Annotated in this window: 14 protein-coding genes and 1 other RNA gene; 4 read left to right on the forward strand and 11 right to left on the reverse strand. The window is 34.0% G+C overall.

What is annotated here, in order from left to right; translation table 11 throughout:
• Window positions 1–7: 7 nt before the first annotated feature.
• Window positions 8–1,432: a SusD/RagB family nutrient-binding outer membrane lipoprotein gene (locus ACWA1B_RS11780; protein ID WP_456907088.1), complete on the forward strand. Its 1,425-nt coding sequence runs from the start codon at window positions 8–10 to the stop codon at window positions 1,430–1,432.
• A gap of 277 nt (window positions 1,433–1,709) precedes the next feature.
• On the opposite strand, the gene ACWA1B_RS11785 is transcribed toward ACWA1B_RS11780, so the two are convergent.
• The 7 genes from ACWA1B_RS11785 to ACWA1B_RS11815 form a co-directional block, all read right to left on the reverse strand.
• A complete protein-coding gene (locus ACWA1B_RS11785) occupies window positions 1,710–2,498 on the reverse strand; it encodes a hypothetical protein (protein WP_456907090.1) in 789 nt (262 codons plus the stop codon).
• 165 nt (window positions 2,499–2,663) lie between these two features.
• Entirely contained in the window at window positions 2,664–3,554 is an 891-nt protein-coding gene (locus ACWA1B_RS11790; RefSeq protein WP_456907092.1) for a hypothetical protein, read from the reverse strand.
• A gap of 167 nt (window positions 3,555–3,721) precedes the next feature.
• Window positions 3,722–4,231 (reverse strand): Imm63 family immunity protein, encoded by a 510-nt coding sequence (locus ACWA1B_RS11795; protein WP_456907094.1) that lies wholly within the window; start codon window positions 4,229–4,231, stop codon window positions 3,722–3,724.
• A gap of 183 nt (window positions 4,232–4,414) precedes the next feature.
• A complete protein-coding gene (locus ACWA1B_RS11800; RefSeq protein ID WP_456907096.1) occupies window positions 4,415–4,951 on the reverse strand; it encodes a hypothetical protein in 537 nt (178 codons plus the stop codon).
• Between the two features lie 466 nt (window positions 4,952–5,417).
• On the reverse strand, window positions 5,418–7,055 hold the full coding sequence (locus tag ACWA1B_RS11805; protein WP_456907098.1) for a hypothetical protein: 1,638 nt from the start codon (window positions 7,053–7,055) through the stop codon (window positions 5,418–5,420).
• A gap of 224 nt (window positions 7,056–7,279) precedes the next feature.
• Window positions 7,280–7,677: a transfer-messenger RNA gene (ssrA, locus tag ACWA1B_RS11810) on the reverse strand.
• Window positions 7,678–7,744: 67 nt separating this feature from the next.
• Window positions 7,745–8,947 (reverse strand): serine hydrolase domain-containing protein, encoded by a 1,203-nt coding sequence (locus ACWA1B_RS11815; protein WP_456907584.1) that lies wholly within the window; start codon window positions 8,945–8,947, stop codon window positions 7,745–7,747.
• Window positions 8,948–9,187: 240 nt separating this feature from the next.
• Between ACWA1B_RS11815 and ACWA1B_RS11820 the strand changes: the two genes are divergently transcribed.
• Complete coding sequence (locus ACWA1B_RS11820; RefSeq protein WP_456907100.1) at window positions 9,188–10,390, forward strand: NAD(P)-dependent oxidoreductase; 1,203 nt, start codon at window positions 9,188–9,190, stop codon at window positions 10,388–10,390.
• 157 nt (window positions 10,391–10,547) lie between these two features.
• Here the strand turns inward: ACWA1B_RS11820 and fumC are convergent, their stop codons facing one another.
• The 3 genes from fumC to arsC form a co-directional block, all read right to left on the reverse strand.
• On the reverse strand, window positions 10,548–11,933 hold the full coding sequence (gene fumC, locus ACWA1B_RS11825) for a class II fumarate hydratase (protein WP_456907102.1): 1,386 nt from the start codon (window positions 11,931–11,933) through the stop codon (window positions 10,548–10,550).
• A 659-nt stretch (window positions 11,934–12,592) separates the two neighbouring features.
• Window positions 12,593–15,052, reverse strand: coding sequence for a TonB-dependent receptor (locus tag ACWA1B_RS11830; protein ID WP_456907104.1), 2,460 nt, complete (start codon window positions 15,050–15,052; stop codon window positions 12,593–12,595).
• Window positions 15,053–15,144: 92 nt separating this feature from the next.
• Entirely contained in the window at window positions 15,145–15,489 is a 345-nt protein-coding gene (gene arsC / locus ACWA1B_RS11835; RefSeq protein WP_456907106.1) for an arsenate reductase (glutaredoxin), read from the reverse strand.
• A gap of 112 nt (window positions 15,490–15,601) precedes the next feature.
• Here arsC and ACWA1B_RS11840 point away from each other — a divergent pair, with 112 nt between their 5' ends.
• Window positions 15,602–16,528: a CPBP family intramembrane glutamic endopeptidase gene (locus ACWA1B_RS11840; protein ID WP_456907108.1), complete on the forward strand. Its 927-nt coding sequence runs from the start codon at window positions 15,602–15,604 to the stop codon at window positions 16,526–16,528.
• 10 nt (window positions 16,529–16,538) lie between these two features.
• Window positions 16,539–17,582 carry an AMP-binding protein gene (locus tag ACWA1B_RS11845; RefSeq protein ID WP_456907110.1) on the forward strand — a complete coding sequence of 348 codons (1,044 nt, stop codon included), beginning with the start codon at window positions 16,539–16,541 and terminating at the stop codon, window positions 17,580–17,582.
• A gap of 74 nt (window positions 17,583–17,656) precedes the next feature.
• On the opposite strand, the gene ACWA1B_RS11850 is transcribed toward ACWA1B_RS11845, so the two are convergent.
• Entirely contained in the window at window positions 17,657–18,871 is a 1,215-nt protein-coding gene (locus ACWA1B_RS11850) for an RsmB/NOP family class I SAM-dependent RNA methyltransferase (protein WP_456907112.1), read from the reverse strand.
• Window positions 18,872–19,003: the final 132 nt, after the last annotated feature.

Below are 19,003 nucleotides of genomic sequence, written 5' to 3' on the forward strand. Positions count from 1 at the left end.
CGGAATCATGCTTAAAAAACTATTATATACAACCTTAATTGCATTGACACTGAGTTCTTGCAACGATACTTTGGATGATATAAATGCAAATCCAAATGCAACTGAAACACCTTTAGCGCCTTATTTGTTGACAGGAACACTGAAACAAGGAGCAGATTTATACTGGGGTGATGGAAATAACTTTAACTCGTCTTTGTTGTTTGTTCAACATTGGGCTAAAATCCAGTATACAGAACCAGATCGATATGATGTTTCCAATACTTCGTTCACTTCTTTGTGGAATACAGGTTATGCAACATTGATTACAGATTTGAACACTATTATTAAATTTCCTGACGCGCAGGCAAATTCAAATTACAAAGGAATTGCATTAACGCTACGTTCTTGGACATTTTTATTATTGACTGACGCTTATGGAAGTATTCCGTATAAAGAAGCCGGTTTGAAAGTAACGCCAGCATACAATACACAAAAAGAAGTTTACACGGGATTGCTTGACGATTTAAAACAAGCACAATCTTTATTGAATTCGGCAAATGGTGCTGTAACTGGAGATTTGGTTTATAAAGGCGATATTGCAAAATGGAAAAAACTGGTGAATTCGCTTCGTTTAAGAATCGCATTGAGAATTTCTGACAGAGAACCAGCTTTGGCAAAACAAGCTGCAATTGATGCAACAAGCGATGCCGGCGGATTAATTAGCAGTAATGCAGATACTTTCAAGTTTACTTACATCAGTTCACCGCAACAAAATCCGGCTTCGGCTTGGTTTGAAACTCGTGATGATTTCCGTATTTCGAAAACATTGGTTGACAAGTTGTATGAATTATCAGATCCGCGTTTGCCAGTTTATGCGCAATTGCCATCAGATGCAAGTGTTGGAAAATATGTTGGTGGAGCTAACGGATTATCAAACAGCGATGCCAATAGCCAGGGTTTTGCCAAAACATCAAAACCGGGAACTTACTTTTTGACTTCGACATCGCCGGCAGTAATTGCATCTTATTCAGAAACGTTGTTCAATCTTGCAGAGGCTGTAGCTCGTGGTTATATTTCTGGGGATGCTGAACAGTTTTATAAAAATGCAATTACGGCATCATTCAATCAATTTGGAATTACCGATGCAACTGCGATTTCGAATTATCTGAATCAGGCAACGGTAAAATACGATGCTACAAATTATGCCAAATCAATTGGTACACAAAAATGGATTGCTTTTTACGGACAAGGGTTAGACGCTTTTACAGAATGGAGAAGATTAGATTATCCGGTTTTGAAAGCAGGTCCAGCAACAGTTTTAGATGGAAAAATTCCTTCACGTTTCTTTTATCCGGGAACAGAGCAATCTTTAAACGGAGACAGTTATAAAGCTGCAGTTGCAGGTCAAGGAAAAGATTTACTGACAACGAAACTTTGGTTTGATGTGAAATAAATTTTATACGCCGATAACTAAATATTTTGGAAAATAAAAAGCCTGATGAAAATGTTGAATTTTTATCAGGCTTTTTTTGGTTTATGTTTTACGAGAAAGATGCTCACGTCAGTAGGGGGGATTTGGGACTAAATTAAGCCTCTTCTTCGGATTTGCCACCCGAGCGATTGCGAATAGGCGAAGCAAATTATCCCAAATACAAAACAAACTTTCCTCCCGTTACTTCGGGAAAGCCAATTGCCCAAATCCGTTGTAGTAGCTGTTATGCGTAGTTCTTTTATAAGTCCTTGGTATAAAAATGTTTATAAAAGCTATTTTCTTTTACAGATAATAATGCTTTTCTAAAGTCAATTTTGCCTGTTTCATCTTTCCACATTTCTCGATTATTAATAATTGTTGGCATGCTAGAAGTTGAAAGAGAAACATTTTCTCCAATCTTTGTTCCATTTTCAGATATTCTAAGAAATTTTGCTTTCAGTAAACTCTCTGAATTTTTGCTTTCAATTTCAATTAATAACAAATCGATTATTGAAAGAACGTATTCACCGTATTCAATTGCTTCTTCAGATTTAGGAATATATCCTTGATGAATTACTCTATTTCTAAAGTTAATCCACTTATCAGCAAGAATGTATTTCGTTTCTCCGAATTCAAGTAGTTGTAAAATGTAAAATGCACCAATTTGACGTTCAGATTGTTTTATCATTGTTTTCCAAGTTTTCAGAAAACTTTCGACAGGAACTGATTTACTAATACAAATTACTTTTATGCAAAACTCTACAAATCTTTCATATGAACTTGCAAATGTTGAAACAGCTTCTTTTGCGTAGCCATCTAGTAGTGCGAGTGCTCCTAAATCGAATAGGAGTACATATTTTTCTTCGGATAATTGGCTGAAAGATTTATGTCCTCTTGGACAAAAATATTCATATAAGTTTTCGTCGTTTATTTCAGTTAGATAGTCCTCTTTTCCATACATTTCATTTTTTAAATTATCATATGCCTCTTTTGTATTCCCATCTTCTTTTAGGCATTGAGAACATAATGTGGAAAATCGAATTTTCATTGTTAACTATTGTTTTTAGAATTACGCATAACGTTCTCGCGCTACAAGCAGTTTGGGGTTAAATTAAGCCCATTCTTCGGATTTGACAAATCTTCCAAATACAAACTAATTTTTCCATTAAGCCAAATCCCCAAATTGCTTGTAGCGTGTGTTAGTGGCTGGCTTTTATTTCAAGATGAATATTTCACTTTTAAAAAAATCAAAAAGAAAAACTTTATCAAATTTAATATCTAATTCCACAAGCATATTTTCATCAATAAATGAATAATCTGAATAACCGCTACTTCCTTCGATAACCATTAATAAATACTGTTTTTGTGTCGAAGAATTTGAACGATATTTTTCAATTAACGCTTCCTTGTTTCGAATGTTTGAAATTATTAAATCGCTTGGTGAACCCGCGGAATAACCTATTGATAAACTTAGATATAATTCATCATGTAGATTAAAACGCCATAATTTCACTAAATCATCATTAAGATTTGTATGGTTTTGAATATAGCATTCATATAATTTATTCGCGATTAATATTGCTTTCCGCGATAGTTCTTCTTTTGTGTATTTTCCAGGATGAGCGAGTTTATATAATTTAGATTTATCAGGAAATTCGGGATGTCGAAATTCAATTTCTTGTTGAAGACGTTTCTTTTCCTTCTTTGTAATATTTGTAATATCAAATTCAAAACTTAACGAAAAGAAAAGATGAGCGTTTGGATAATTCTCTTTAAAAGTCTTATGAATTTGATTTATTAACCATTCGTTTTTTTGAGCTTTTTGACGAGCAACTTCATCTATAACTTCAACTATTTCCAATCCAATTTTTTGATTTTGCCATTTAACGACAAAGTCAGGCTCTTCACGAACTTCAAGTATATTAACATCATCGCCCTTAGCAACAATAAACTTGCCTAAATTAATAAGTTCGCGTTTCTTTTTTCGCCATTCGTTATTCGACATTTCTCCCTTTTCGAAGAAATTTTCAATAACTTTCATGACTTCTACTTTATTGGATTTTAAATCTTGCTTTACTTTTTTCAAAATCGATAGTTCTTTCATTGCAGGATTTTCTGAAGGTTGCCACTAACGTCCCGCCGGCTTTAAGAAGTTAGGGGTTTTTGTTCCCGAACCATTCCGTTAGGACTGAAGTCAAATATATAAAATTACCTTTAAATTTTGCCTAAACCCCCAATTTCTTAAAACCGCTGTTAGCGGTAGTTTTTCTTTCAGTTTCTAGGATATTTTTCATAAGCCAATTTATTGATCTCGGCTTCTGTAATACCTTGTTGCCTTAGTTGTCGGCAATATGTTGCACGAAGTCCAGCTAAATCGTCAAACGGATGATTTTTTAATATAGTTTGGTGTTCGGCTTTTTCTTTTTGTTTCCAAGAGTCGCTTAACACACCTAGTAACTCTTCTTGTTTGTCAAAAATAATTCTTCTACAATCTTTATCATCAATTCTATTCTTCAGTTCATAATCGCTAGCCATAGAAAAAGTTACACTTGAAAATATTCTATAAAGTAGGTCGTCAATTTGGTCGGTTATTAGTCTTTCATATTCTTGACCACGCTCTGAAATTATGTAATACATAAGTCCTAAGTTGTCAACTTCAATGTAAGGATTTGCGTCCCAAATTTGTTGTCCGTAATCAGGTAGTAAATTTGTCGGTGCATTAATTTTCAATGCCAGCTCGTTTACTTTTTTCTTTATGTCTTCCAGTGAATATTTCATCATATAAGTTGTCTCTATTTACCGGTTTTGTTTGACCAAAATTACCGCTAACGTTCTGGCACTACAGCGGGTTTGGGACTAAATTAAGCCCATTCTTCGGATTTGCCAAATATTCCAAATACAAAACCAATTTCCCATTAAGCCAAATGCTCAAATCCGTTGTAGTGGCTGTTATGTGACGTTTATTTATCCTTTATGATTTTTTATCGCGTCAAATATTTCTTGAAAAAGCAGGTTAATTTCGTCTGTGTCAACAATCAAAAAAGTTGAAGCAACCGTGGAAAAGTCCATTACTACTTCAAGCGGATTATCATACATTTTTCCTTTTCGTGCTATTTTTAATACGCTAAGCATCTCATTCATTGTGTTTAAAGAAAGTTCTGCTTTTAGATTGTGGGCGAATTTATTTCTAATTCGATTTAACTCAATAATCCCCGGCTTAACAAATGCTACACGAGTATCGCGCACTGAGATCAGATTTGCTTTCTGGGAAAACGAAAGTCTTGCAGAATCAAAATCAAGATTTTTGAAGTTTGCTTGAAGATAATTTGTAAGATAATGTTCGACAACCAAATGGCATTTAAGTATGTGACCGATTGTATCATGTTCTGAATAGATTAAAGATTTAAAGTACTCATTATGACGATTAAATTCTTCCTCTATTTTATCAAAATGTTTACTAAACTCTTTAACTACTTCTCCAACTTTGTCAATGATTCTCATATGGTTGTTTTTAAATGTCACATAACTAGTATATATGTATGACAAAATCATACAAAGCCAACCTATTTCGGGTAGATATGTATAAAAATATCAATTTAATTTAACCCAAATATATCGATAATTCTTTAAAACTGTTTAAGGGAACTTTTATTTACTGAGCGCTTTTCGTGTTAATTTTAGATTATTCTCTTAATGAAGATTAAACGTAATCTATAAATAAAGTAATTTATCTAAACGTAAATTACTCATTTCAAAAATTGTATTTTTAAAAGTTATCTACAATAATAAAATGGTAACAAAAAAAACCTTGTTAATCAATCGATTAAAAGGCTTTTTTGTGGAGTAGCTGGGAATCGAATCCGGCCGGGTCCAAACAAGCAACTAAAGAGCTTTTTACTTGCTTATTTACTGATTGAATTTTCGATGTTAAGTTAGGCAAGAAACAGTCACTGAATACTTATTGTTGTTAAAGTCTGATTTGTAATTCATTGCTCAAAGCGTGAATGCTTGTTCCTAGATTTTGTACGGATTTATCAAAACCAAATTGTGCTCCTTTATTGAAGACATCGATTATACTATCCAGATTTTTTTCATTTGCGTTTTCGTCAGAAATACTTCTATCATCTCTTAATGCGATAAATCCAGCTCCGATTGCAGTATGCAATATAAAATCTAAGTTTACCCAAGGTTGATAATATTTGTCGTCTTTTTTTCTAATTTCTTCCTGATTATCAGGTTTCCAAATGTTTAATTTATAAGCCAGATTTGGATTTATGGGTTCAAGAGCTTCAATTAAAAAATCTCTGGCAAATGCCGGACTATATTTTTCAGATAGAATTTCTTCTGCCAAAGCCCCAATACTGTTTAAATCTGCAATTGAAATATTTTCTCTTTTTTCAAGTGGGTAATTCAAACTTGCTTCTATAAGTTGTGAATCTTTTAAAAGGTAGTACCATATATATCTTCTCAAACATAAAAATGCTTTGTTTTTGGTAATCCAAAGCGCAATATTCATATAATATTGTCTGATAACCTTAAAATCAGCTGTGGTTAAACCAGATTGTAAGCCCGGTCTGTCATCTCCGTTGAAATAAGATTCGGACCCATTTAGATTAACATTTACAAAATGATGCCATGTTGAATCGACTACAATACGTCCCACTTTTGCCAAACGGCCATCCCATACAGCAATAGAAGAAAAAGAATGAGGGACAGTTAGCGATTTCCCGCCACCTCCGGTAGTGCTGCCTCCTAAAACATGAGATGTTGCAATATTTTGAGTAGCCACAGTGACACCATTAACAGTAAATGATGTTTCAGGCTTGCATTCACCTTCATGTGGGTGATCTGGCATAATATCAATCAATCCAGATGGTCTGATACTTTTTTTGATGGATAACAAAGGATGCGGCAGGCCTGTACCAAATATTCTTACGGAAATATTTTGAGGAATGTTGTCTGATTGGTTATCAAAATACAAAGAAGTTGCATCACCTGCTTTTGGTCGGTTTGTATCGTTTCTTCGTGGCTGGGTCATGCCCACTTCATTTGCGCCGAAATCAGCCCAATGTCTCATGTCTTTCACTCTAGGTATATTGCTGCATAAAGCAGAACCTAAAGTACCATGATCACCTGTGGCAAATAATCCGCCACCATTATTCATATAAGCTTCAACTGCGGCTAATTCATCAGTTGGTAAACCTGATCCTGAATCGATACCAAATAACCACACTTGGTCAAAATTATTAAGCGCTACACTTGAAGCAAAATTAAAATTTGGAATAGTCGCTACAACCAATGGATTAGGATTCGAGAAAGGGGTAGATCTTTTTTGGCCAAGTGTTATTTGGTAATTATACCAGGTGGTTCTTTGCAGTTCATTAAAAGTGGTTAAAAATTCAGATAGTCCAAATGCTCCTGTACCAAAATCCAAACCATCTGTTACAACTAAAACTTTTAGATTGCAGCGTTTCCAAAGCCATCGTCCTGGAAAAAAAGGTTTCAGGATTTCCGGGCGAATTATATCTATTTTACTGATTAATCTCAAGCGCTCATCTCGGTCAAGGAGATGCATGTTTTTGAATTGTTCTTCTAAAGTTTCCATTTTATTAGTAATAAAATTACGTCTACTCTTTCTTGGATTTTCGACTTACTCCGAATTAAATTCTGGCCATGAATTGTGCAGCTAAATTAAAAGTATAGAACAATGGGAACAAGGGTATATTTCCCCTATTTGTAGGAGGTTTTTTACTGAATTTATTTGTTACGGGGATGGAGTTGAAACTTTTTAAATGAAAAAAGGGAAGATATATTAAATACCTTCCCTTTTTGTGGAGTCGCCGGGAATCGAACCCGGGTCCAAACAAGCAACTAAAGAGCTTTCTACACGTTTATTTCCTGATTGAATTTTCGATGTTAAGCTAGGCCAGAAACAGCCACCGAACACTTATCTTCTTAATTTTCGAAACCCACCCGAAGCTCATGGATATCTAGGTTTATTTTTACGGTTCCCCTGAACGGAACGCCACAAACCAAGGCTTTCCAGGAGAATCCAGCTTCTCTACCTTGTAGAGACGTGGCGCAATCTTACTATGATTCGGATTATGCAGCTAAAGCGTAATTATTTTCGCCGTGTAAAAGTTCGAGATCTTATATTTACGAGCAAGGTCTCAATGCTCGACGTGCTTACTGTTCAATTCGACTTGCTGTCAAAACCAGTCGACCCCAAAAAATAAGTCTGCAAATTTATACTATTTGAAATTACTTTCTGCTAAAATTTTCAGAAAAATTGTATTATTCTTCGTCCTTGAAATTAAAAGGATAATCTCCAAAAATTGGAGCCAGTTTACGAACCGCATAAGTGTTTCTGGTCATTTTATTTGACAACGCAATTATGGTCACATGTTCTTTCATTAAAGTAATGTAAGATGAGGTATTTCCGTGCCACCAACCGTTGTGGAAATAAAAATTCTGTCCCGTTTCCCAATTAATCATTCTGATTCCAAGACCGTAGTTTTTAGTTCCTTTACGCTCGTTACTGTAACCTGTATAAACTTGTTTTAATAAAGCCGGTTTTAAAAAGTCAGGTGATTGTCTTGCTCTGTCAAATTTCAAAAGATCGCGAACAGTTGAAAAAACATTTTTGTCTCCGTAAACATTGTCTAAATAATCGAAACCAATTTCGGCTCCGTTGCCTTTATACGAAGGTACAATTGTTTTCCTGTCCTTATCATCGTCAAAAACATAAGTATGCGTCATGCCCAGTGGTTTGAAAATCATTTCAGCCATGGCTTCTTTATATTTTAAACCGGTGATTTTTTCGATAATCAGCGCGAGCATTGCATAATTGGTATTGCAATATCCGAAACGTGTTCCGGTTTTTGCCTCCAAGCCAATATCTTTTGTTGCTAAAATATCCAGAATAGCTGCATTCGTTAATTGATTATGTCTGTCCCAAACCGATTTGTCATGATCTGTAAAATAAGCATAATTACGCATTCCGGTGCGATGGCTCAAAAGCATTCGAACTGTACATTCTTCGTAAGGAAAGGTTTTTAGAATCGTATTGACTTTTTGATCCAAATCAAGTTTTCCTGCATTTACTAATTTTAAAACAGCAGTTGCCGTCAAAACTTTACTTACTGAGGCAATTTGTACAGGAGTTTCGGCAGTGATTTTTGTTCCCTCATTTTTGTTAGCGTAACCATTGTATCTTTCAAAAATAATTTGTCCGTTTCTTGCCACTAAAAAACTTCCATTCATACTATTGTTTGGCCAGTTTTTATTATAAAAGTGATTAATTCTGCCTTTTACGGAATTTATATAAGCTTGGGATATTCTTTTTTCAGGGCCTAATGGCTTCATCTTTGGCATTGTATCTTCTACTACTGAAGCTGGATCAACGCTAGTCTTTTTATCATTGCCACATGAACTTAAAACTAAAATTAGAAAAAGTATTTGTGGTATCTTTGTCATTTTAAGGAAACTCATTTTCATCATTCTTTAAAAACAAATATATAGAATTCAATATTTATGTTTTTGAAATTTTAGCGACTTCAAAAGGCTGTATTAACATAATTTTAACTAAAATTTTAGTTAGTCGATTGTTATTCAGCGTTCAACGGTTTTTAAATATTCTAAATTGTAATTTTTGAACAAAACTTTAACGAAATTTGTTATATTTGAAACAAATACGATGTAAAAAGTTATATTATTAAATGCTTTAAACTTATTTAAATGAAATTTGGAATTATAAAAGAAAGAAAAAACCCACCAGATCGACGTGTAGTATTTGCTCCAGATGCATTAGCAAAATTGAAACAGCAATATCATGACGTTGTAATAGAAGTTGAGAGTTCTGATATTAGGATTTTTTCAGATCTTCAATATAAAAGTATGGGAATAACCGTAACTGATGATGTTTCTGACTGTGATGTATTATTTGGAGTAAAAGAAGTTCCGGTTGAAAATTTAATTCCAAACAAATCTTATTTCTTTTTTTCACATACCATAAAAAAGCAGCCTCATAACCGAAAATTACTTCAGGCTATTTTAGAAAAAAAAATAGACTTATATGACCATGAAACGATAGTTAATGAGTTGGATCATCGTTTAATTGGTTTTGGAAAATACGCCGGAATGGTAGGTGTTTACAACGGAATCAGAGCTTTCGGAATTAAATTCGAATTGTTCAAACTTCCAAAAGCGGAAACACTTTCAGGAAAAGAGGATTTGATAAAGCATTTAAAACGCATAACAATGCCAGCTTTAAAATTTGTTGTGACCGGAACCGGAAAGGTTGGGAGCGGAGCCAAAGAAATTTTGGATGCTATAAAAGTAAAAGAAATTACAGTTGACAATTATCTGACTAAAAAATATGCGCAGGCAGTTTATGTTCAATTGGATGTTTTAGAATATAATAAAAGAAAAGACGGTCAGGTTTTGGATTTTAAAGATTTTGTAACTCATCCTGAAGAATATACTTCTGATTTTGAAAAATTTACGAAAGTTTCGGATATCTATTTTGCTGGACATTTCCACGCCAGTGCAGCACCAATGATTTTGACAAGAGAAATGTTGAATGCTAGCGATTGCAAACTTAAAGTTGTGGCAGATATTTCATGTGACGTTGCGGGGCCAATTGCCTGTACCGTTCGTTCGTCAACCATTGCTGAACCTTTATATGGTTATTTTCCTTTAGAAGATAAAGAAGTTGATTTTTTTCATCCGGCTGCGGTTGCAGTAATGGCGGTTGATAATCTGCCATGCGAAATTCCGAAAGACGCCAGCGAAGGTTTTGGAGAGCAATTCATGGAACATGTAATTCCGGCTTTCTTCAACGGAGATAAAGACGGAATCCTAAAACGTGCTAAAATCACTGAAAATGGAAAACTGACGGAAAGATTTAGTTATTTGCAGGACTACGTTGACGGGAAATAAGTTATGAATTATGAGTTATGAGTTAGGAATTATGAGTTTTACTCTATGATAAATATAAAAAAAGGTAAAAACATTATGTTTTTACCTTTTTGCTTTAAAATATTTATGATTTAGAAAGTTAACTCATAATTCATAACTCATAATTCATAACTTGAAATTACACCATATCCTCCGGTTTTACCCAAGCATCAAAATCTTCAGGAGAAACGTAGCCTAAACGAACAGCTTCTTCTTTTAAAGTAGTTCCGTTTTTGTGAGCGGTTTGGGCGATTTCAGCTGCTTTGTAATAACCGATTTTTGTATTTAAAGCCGTAACCAACATTAATGAATTGTCTACCAATTCTTTAATACGTTTATAATTTGGTTCGATTCCCTGAGCGCAATGTTCGTCAAATGAAACGCAGGCATCTCCTAATAATCTCGCCGATTGTAAAAAGTTTGCTGCCATAACGGGTTTGAAAACATTTAATTCATATTGTCCCTGCATACCGCCAACAGCAATTGCCATATCATTTCCAATTACCTGCGCACAAACCATCGTTAAAGCTTCACATTGCGTCGGATTTACTTTTCCCGGCATGATAGAAGATCCTGGTTCGTTTTCAGGAATATGAATTTCTCCAATTCCAGATCTTGGTCCTGAAGCCAGCATTCTAACATCATTTGCAATTTTGTTTAATGAAACGGCCAATTGTTTAAGGGCTCCGTGAGTTTCTACGATGGCGTCATGTGCTGCTAAAGCTTCAAATTTATTTTCGGCTGTTATAAATGGATGATTGGTGAATTTTGCAATATATTCGGCGACTTTTACGTCGTAACCTTTTGGAGTATTTAATCCGGTTCCCACTGCAGTTCCGCCTAGAGCAATTTCTGATAAATGTGCTAAAGTATTTTTTAAAGCTTTTAATCCGAAGGCCAATTGAGCTGCGTAACCAGAAATTTCTTGTCCGAGTGTCAAAGGCGTTGCATCCATCAAGTGTGTACGGCCAATTTTAACAACATCTTTAAATTCGGTTGCTTTTTTGACTAATGTTGCGTGTAGTTTTTCAACGCCCGGAATTGTGGTTTCAACGACCATTTTATAAGCCGCAATGTGCATTCCGGTTGGGAAAGTATCATTTGATGATTGTGATTTGTTTACATCGTCATTTGCTTTTATGAATTGTTCGCCTTCGCCAATTTCAAAACCTTTTAAAACCTGAGCGCGATTGGCAATCACTTCGTTGACGTTCATGTTGCTTTGCGTTCCTGAACCGGTTTGCCAAATTACTAACGGAAACTGATCGTTTAATTCTCCAGCCAATATTTCGTCGCAAACTGTTGCAATGGCGTCTCTTTTTTCAATTGGTAAAACTCCTAGATCATAATTGGCGTAAGCGGCTGCTTTTTTTAGATAGGCAAAACCTTCAATGATTTCTTTTGGCATTGAACCGGAGTTTCCTATTTTAAAATTGTTTCGGGAACGTTCTGTTTGCGCACCCCAATATTTATCGGCTGGGACCTGAACTTCGCCCATGGTGTCTTTTTCTATTCTGTATTTCATTACGTTGTTTGTAAAATGTTATTTGTAAAATGTTATTTGTAAAATGTGAAATGTTGTCTATAAAAATGAACTTCTCTTGAAAACGGGTTTCCTAGCCCTGATGGGAGCGGCATCCTTTTGTGCTGGGGTTCAGCACAAAAGATATAGCGGACAGCAGGAATCAGCTCCTGAAAATTATTATGAATTTTGATGAAGTCTTTATTTAAAAGGTTTCGCATTCAAAAAAAAGCTTATTTAAAATGAGTATAAATATACGTATAAATGTTATTTCACGAAAATTGATTTAGATTTTATTGCAGTGGAAGAATATATAACCTACATTTGTCGTAACATTCAAAAATTCCGGAAAACATGTTTGAATTTTCACAGTACTTAGGCTTTTTACTTTTCTTAACCATACTAACTATAGGGTTTTGGTTAATGTTTTTCTTGGTTGGTTTCGTATCTTATTGGGTTACGGGAGCGAGCTGGGAAATGTTCAAAGAAAAGAGAGCTAAAAAAAGACAAGAAGAACAATCAATTTAATTATAAATTGATTTCATAAAAAAGGACCACAATTGTGAGTCCTTTTTTTTATTTAAATTCGGATGAAAAAAAAATCCAAATTCCAGTTTTTAAACTTGGAATTTGGATTTTTAAATATTGGGCTTTATATATTATTATCCTGGGAAGTCTCCTCCGCCATCACCTTCTTTAGGTGCAGCATTTTTATCTCTTTCACCTTTAGGTTTGTTGAAACGGTAAGTAAACGATAAATTGAATTGACGTTTACGGAATTGCATTTCGCTATAAGCTGTTTGACTTTCAAGTGTTGTAGAATTTTGCAGATACGTATATGATCTCATAATTCTAGAATTGAAAATATCGCTGATGTTGAATGCAATCGTTGCTTTGTCTTTCATTACGTCTTTGCTCAAGGCTGTGTTCATACCAAACATGTCTAAGTTTTTCCCTTGAGCTGTTTTTTGTGAACCATTGTAGTTTGCGCTTAACTGCCAGTCAATTTTGTATGGCAAAGTTAACTTTGAGTTGATTCTCGCAAACCAAGTGTTAGCTTGATTGTCAAGATTTTGTACTACAGTATTTCCGTTGAAATCAACATAAGTGTTTTCTCCAGTTGTTTTTACGTTGTAGAAATTAAAATTACTGTTGATTCTCCAGATTTTAAATGGTGTATAATTCAATGTAAATTCAAATCCAAATTTTTGCTCTTTTCCAAGATTGATTGGTCGGTTTAAAATAACCGGAATACCATTTACTAAATTACCATTTGGAGTACGTACAAAACTGAAGACATCTTTTGTATCTTCAAAATAAGCCGATGTATTAAAAGTTAATTTGCTCCAACGTTTAATATATCCAATATCGTATTTGTCAGTCAATGAAGGATCTAAATCTGGATTTCCTTGAAAAATATTGATGTTACTCGAATAGTTTACAGCCGGGTTCATAAAACGCCCTCTTGGTCTAGTTAAACGCTTGCTGTAGCTAGCAGAAAAACTACTCTGATCTGAGATTTCATAACTAATAAAAGCACTTGGAAACAAGTTGTTGTATTTTTTAGTATTGAAATCGCTTGTCTCCAATAAATTCACATGAATATTTGTATCCTCCCAACGAAGTCCAAATAAGTAAGAGAATTTATTTACTTTGAAACCATATTGTGTATAAAGTGCATTGATGTTTTCTTTGTATTCTAATGTATTGGAAAGATTTGGGTCTTTTAATCCATTTTCATCAGTTACAAAATATTCATTGTTCAAATCACCAAAACTTCCTTTGTATCCTGCTTCAAACTGACTTCCTTTTCCTAATGGCAATACATAATCAGCTTGGAATAAAACCTGCTTTTGAACCTGATTATTTAATGTGGTATTGAAATTTGGAGAAGCAGTAATAGTACTGTTGCTATCGTCATCGTTTTTAGAAATCGATAAGTCAGCTGTCAGTTTATGCCCTTTGTCGTTGAAGTTTTTAATCAAATTAGAAGTGTATTCTACGTTTTGACTTCCAGTTTCACCATCATTTAAACGGAAAGAAGTTCCTGTAAAAGCATGCGATGCATCAAAATTGTTGTAATTGATTAAATCACGTGTATCACCTGAATTTTTTTGATAGTTAATGGCATTTGTCCAATAGGTATTTGGCGCCACAGTCCATTCGATTCCCGCTCTTCCGTTAAAACCATCTGAAGTTCTTTTAGTATCACGATCTTCATCTAAAAAACCTTTAGGAGTTCCGTCAGCATTCAAATATTCAGTGTTGGTTAAACCAGCTCCTTCGTTTGTTCTGTGATTGTATCCTAACGTAGTGAAGTAATTTAATTTTTCAGTTTTATAATTCAAATTACCGCTTAAGCCGTAAGTTTCAGGAATTCCCGTTGAAGCGATAAAAGTTCCGTTGAATCCTTGATTTTTACCTTTTTTAAGAATAATATTGATTAATCCAGAGCCACCTTCAGCATCGTAACGAGCAGATGGATTGGTAATAACTTCTACTTTGTCAATTGCATCAGCTGGAAGTTGACGTAAAGCTTCAGCAATATTAATAGCGTTTGAAGGTCGGCCGTCAATCAAAATTCTAATATTGTCGCTACCTCTTAAGCTTACATTTCCTTCAGTATCAACAGAAACAGATGGGACATTGTCAAGAACATCACTTACAGTTCCTCCTTTTACCATCATATCCTGACCAACGCTGTATACTTTTTTGTCCAGTTTTATTTCTACAGTCGATTTTTCAGCACGAACGACAACTTCGTTCAATTGTGCTGCATCTTCTGATAAATTCACAACGCCCAAACTCATATCGCCAGAAATAGTTTTTCCTTTGATTTCAGTTGATTTAAACGAAATGAATTCTACTTTAATATCATAAGTTCCAGGTGCTACCGCTACTTCAAATTCTCCTTTTGGATTTGTTATTCCGCCGGCAATAACTTTTGTGTCGTTTGGTGCCATAAACGAAATAGTAGCGTATTCAAGTGGTTGTTTGCTAACCTTTTCGAAAACTTTTCCAGTAACTTTTACCTTGTTTTTACCAGGAGGCGCCTGTTGTGCATAGTTGTAAAAACTTGTAAAAAAAAGAACAAGCAGTACAGCAAATTTGATTTTCTTCATTTTATTTTTGGTTTCATTTCCTTTTTAGACCGAAAATTTAGCGTTTGGTTTAAAGGGCAAATCACAAAAAAATGTTAATTCGACTTTTGAAATTAATCCAGAAAATCGGCTACCAGATCAAGATCTCTTCCAATAATAGCTTTTCCATCTTTAACAACAATTGGTCTTTCAATTAAAATGGGATTTTCAACCATTGCCTGAATAATTTCATCATTAGTAAGGTTTTTTCCTTTGTAATTTTCTATCCAGATATTTTCTTTAATTCGAACTAACTGAATTGGTTCCAAGTTTAATTTTGCTAGTAAATCTTTTAATTCTGAGAAACTTGGAGTATCAGTTAAATAAGGAATAATTTTATATTCTTGTTTCGATTGATCAATAAAAGCCAGACAGCTTCTTGATTTTCCGCAACGTGGATTATGATAAATTTGTATCATTTTGTTATATTTAGAAATTGTAAGATAGTTAACGCAAAAATTAGGTATTTTCGCAGGATCAAAAATACTATTTACTTATTAAATCGAATTCTCATTTTAAAATTATATATAAATGTTTTTAGAACAAGGAATTAAACCTCACAATAAATTTTTTCTGTATCTGATTGGTTCAATAATTATTATAGTAGCATCGTTTATTGGCCAGATTCCGCTTTCTGTAGCGGTTCTTTATTCGAGTTTTAAAAATAAAACAGAAATTCCAACTGGTAATGACGCAGTTTTAAAAGTATTTGAACCTAATCTAACTTTGTTTTTGGTTATGATTTCTTTTGTTTTTGCGTTTGCGGGTATTTATTTAGTTGTAAAATATCTTCATCGTCAAACACTTTTATCGGTAACGACATCAAGAAAGAAAGTCGATTGGAACCGAATTTTATTTTCATTTGTACTTTGGGCGATTTTCTCCCTTTTGAGTTTTGGTATTCTTTATTTAAATGATCCTGATAATTTTATATGGAATTTTAAATTAGTTCCTTTTTTGATTTTAGTTGTCGTAGGAACTTTGCTTATTCCGATACAAACCAGTAGCGAAGAATATATTTTTAGAGGATATTTAATGCAGGGTTTTGCAAATTTGGCTAAAAACAGATGGTTTCCTTTAATGATGACTTCTCTTATTTTTGGTTCGATGCATGTTTTTAATCCCGAAGTAGCAAAAATGGGTTATATAATTATGGTTTACTATATAGGAACCGGCTTGTTTTTAGGAATCATTACACTTATGGATGAGGGAATAGAATTGGCACTTGGTTTTCATGCAGCGAATAATTTGACTGGTGCTTTATTGGTAACATCAGATTGGACTGTTTTTCAAACACATTCTATTTTCAAAGATATGTCTGAGCCTTCAGCGGGCCTTGACGTAATATTGCCGGTTGTAATTGTGTATCCTATTTTGCTTTTTATTTTCAGCAAAAAATATAAATGGACAAATTGGAAAGAAAAATTGACTGGTGAGATAACTCTTAAAAATCTTTAATTTAATAATCATGACACAGTTAACACACAAAAATGTACATAATTATTTCAAAATCAACGGATATCATTTAAATGCGAAAGATTTATGCCGAGTTGGGTACAGTTTCATAAAAGAAGGTGATGTTTATGAGCATGCAATAGGTGAGTTTCTTCTAGATTGGTTTGATAATAAGGATTATATCGAAATGACGACTTCGGGCACCACTGGGCTTCCAAAATTAGTCAGATTAGAAAAGCAGGCAATGATCCAATCGGCTTTGGCAACTGGAGATTTTTTTGGTTTGGAGCCAGGTAATCGAGCTTTGCTGTGTTTGCCAACTCAATTTATTGCCGGAAAAATGATGTTGGTGAGAAGTTTGATTTTAGGGCTTGATATTGATGTTAAAGCACCGAGTACTGAACCCTTAGCTTTTAATTCAGAGAAATATGATTTTGTCGCAATGGTTCCTTTACAGGTTCAGAATTCAATTGAAAAGCTTAAAAATGTAAAGAAGTTAATTATTGGCGGAGCCAAAATAGATTCGGCGCTTGAAGCAGAATTGCTAAAATTGAATGGCGAAATATACGAAACGTATGGAATGACGGAGACCATAACGCATATTGCCGCCAAAAAAGTTGGTGAAAGTGCTTTTTCAATCTTGCCAAATGTAAAAATCGAAAAAGACGATCGCGGTTGTCTCGTAATTTATGTTTCATCTATTTCTGATGAGCCAATTATTACGAATGATTTAGTCGAATTGATAAATGATAAACAGTTTGTTTTTTTAGGAAGAATCGACAATGTGATCAATAGTGGAGGAGTGAAGCTTATTCCTGAACAAATAGAAGCGAAATTGATAGGTAAAATTCCAAATCGATTTTTTGTTACCGGAGTTCCGGATTCGATTTTGGGCGAAAAATTAATTTTGGTTATAGAAGGCGAAAAACAAGATTTTGCCTCTGATTTTTTTGATATTTTAGGAAAATTTGAAAAGCCAAAAGAAATTGTTTTTGTTCCAAAATTTAAAGAAAATGAAAACGGAAAGTTATTGCGAAAGCCGACTTTAGAACCATAAAAAGCTAAAATAAAAAATCCCAAATTTCAATAACTGCGATTGAAATTTGGGATTTTAAATATTCGAATTAAAATTTATGCTTTACGCTCTAAAAGTGCCATATAGAATCCATCGAAACCAGATTCAGAAGCTAGCATTTTGCGATCTTCAATAAATTTAAATTGTTTTCCTATTTCTGTTTTTAGAAACTTTTCTACTTGCTCCTGATTTTCAGAAGGCAAAACAGAACAAGTTGCGTAAACTAATTTTCCGCCTGGTTTTACGATTTTAGAATAGCTTTCTAAAACCTCACTCTGAACTTTACGAATGTTGTCAATAAATTCAGGCTGTAATTTCCATTTCGAATCTGGATTTCTTTTTAAAACTCCTAATCCGCTACATGGTGCGTCAATTAAAACACGATCTGCTTTTTCGTGTAATTTTTTGATAACTTTTGTACTGTCAATAATGCGGTATTCAATATTAAAAGCGCCATTTCTTTTAGCTCTTAATTTTAATTGCTTCAATTTGCTTTCGTACAAATCCATTGCAATCAATTGACCTTTATTGTTCATTAAAGAAGCCATGTGCAACGTTTTTCCGCCCGCTCCGGCACACGTGTCAACAACGCGCATTCCAGGCTGAACATCAAGGAAACCTGCCACTAATTGTGAGTTCGCATCCTGAACTTCAAACAAACCTTGTTTAAAAGCGTCTGTAAGGAAAACGTTTGCTCTTTCTTTTAAAACCAAAGCGTCAGGCTGATCTTTCAAATATTCTGTTTCAATATTCAAATCCATCAACGTGTTTCGTAAGTTTTCTTTAGTTCCTTTAAGTGTATTTGTTCTTAAAATAACTTTTGCTGGCTGGTTTTGAGCTGCAATTTCCTTAGACCAAACTTTTTCGCCTAATTCTTTCACACCTAATTCATCCATCCAGTCTGGAATAGATTCTTTTAAAGCTCTCACTTTTGAAAGTTCATCAAAACGGCCTTTTATTTTTCTTTCAGGAGTTCCTTCTAATTGTCTCCAATCAGGGATTGGGTATCCTCTTAAAACAGCCCAAACCGCAAACATTCTCCATAAATTATCTCTGTCGTAAGGTTCTTTTACTTCGGCAATTTCTGCGTAAAGACGCTTCCAACGAACAATTTCGTATATTGTTTCAGCAACAAACTTCCTGTCAGAACTTCCCCAACGTTTGTCTTTTTTTAATGCTCTTGCTACCACTTTATCTGCATATTCTCCTTCATTGAAAATTGCATTTAAAGAATCGATGGTAGTATAAACTAAATTTCTGTGTAATCTCATTTCTATAATTTGAGTTGCAAAGGTACTATTAATTGATTGAAAGTTAAATTTTTAATGCTGATTGTTCATTTGACTTTCATTTGAAAAGAAAAAAACACTCTGATAAAGTTTTAAAAGAGTGTTTTTTAGAAT

This window comes from Flavobacterium xizangense (assembly GCF_054075145.1).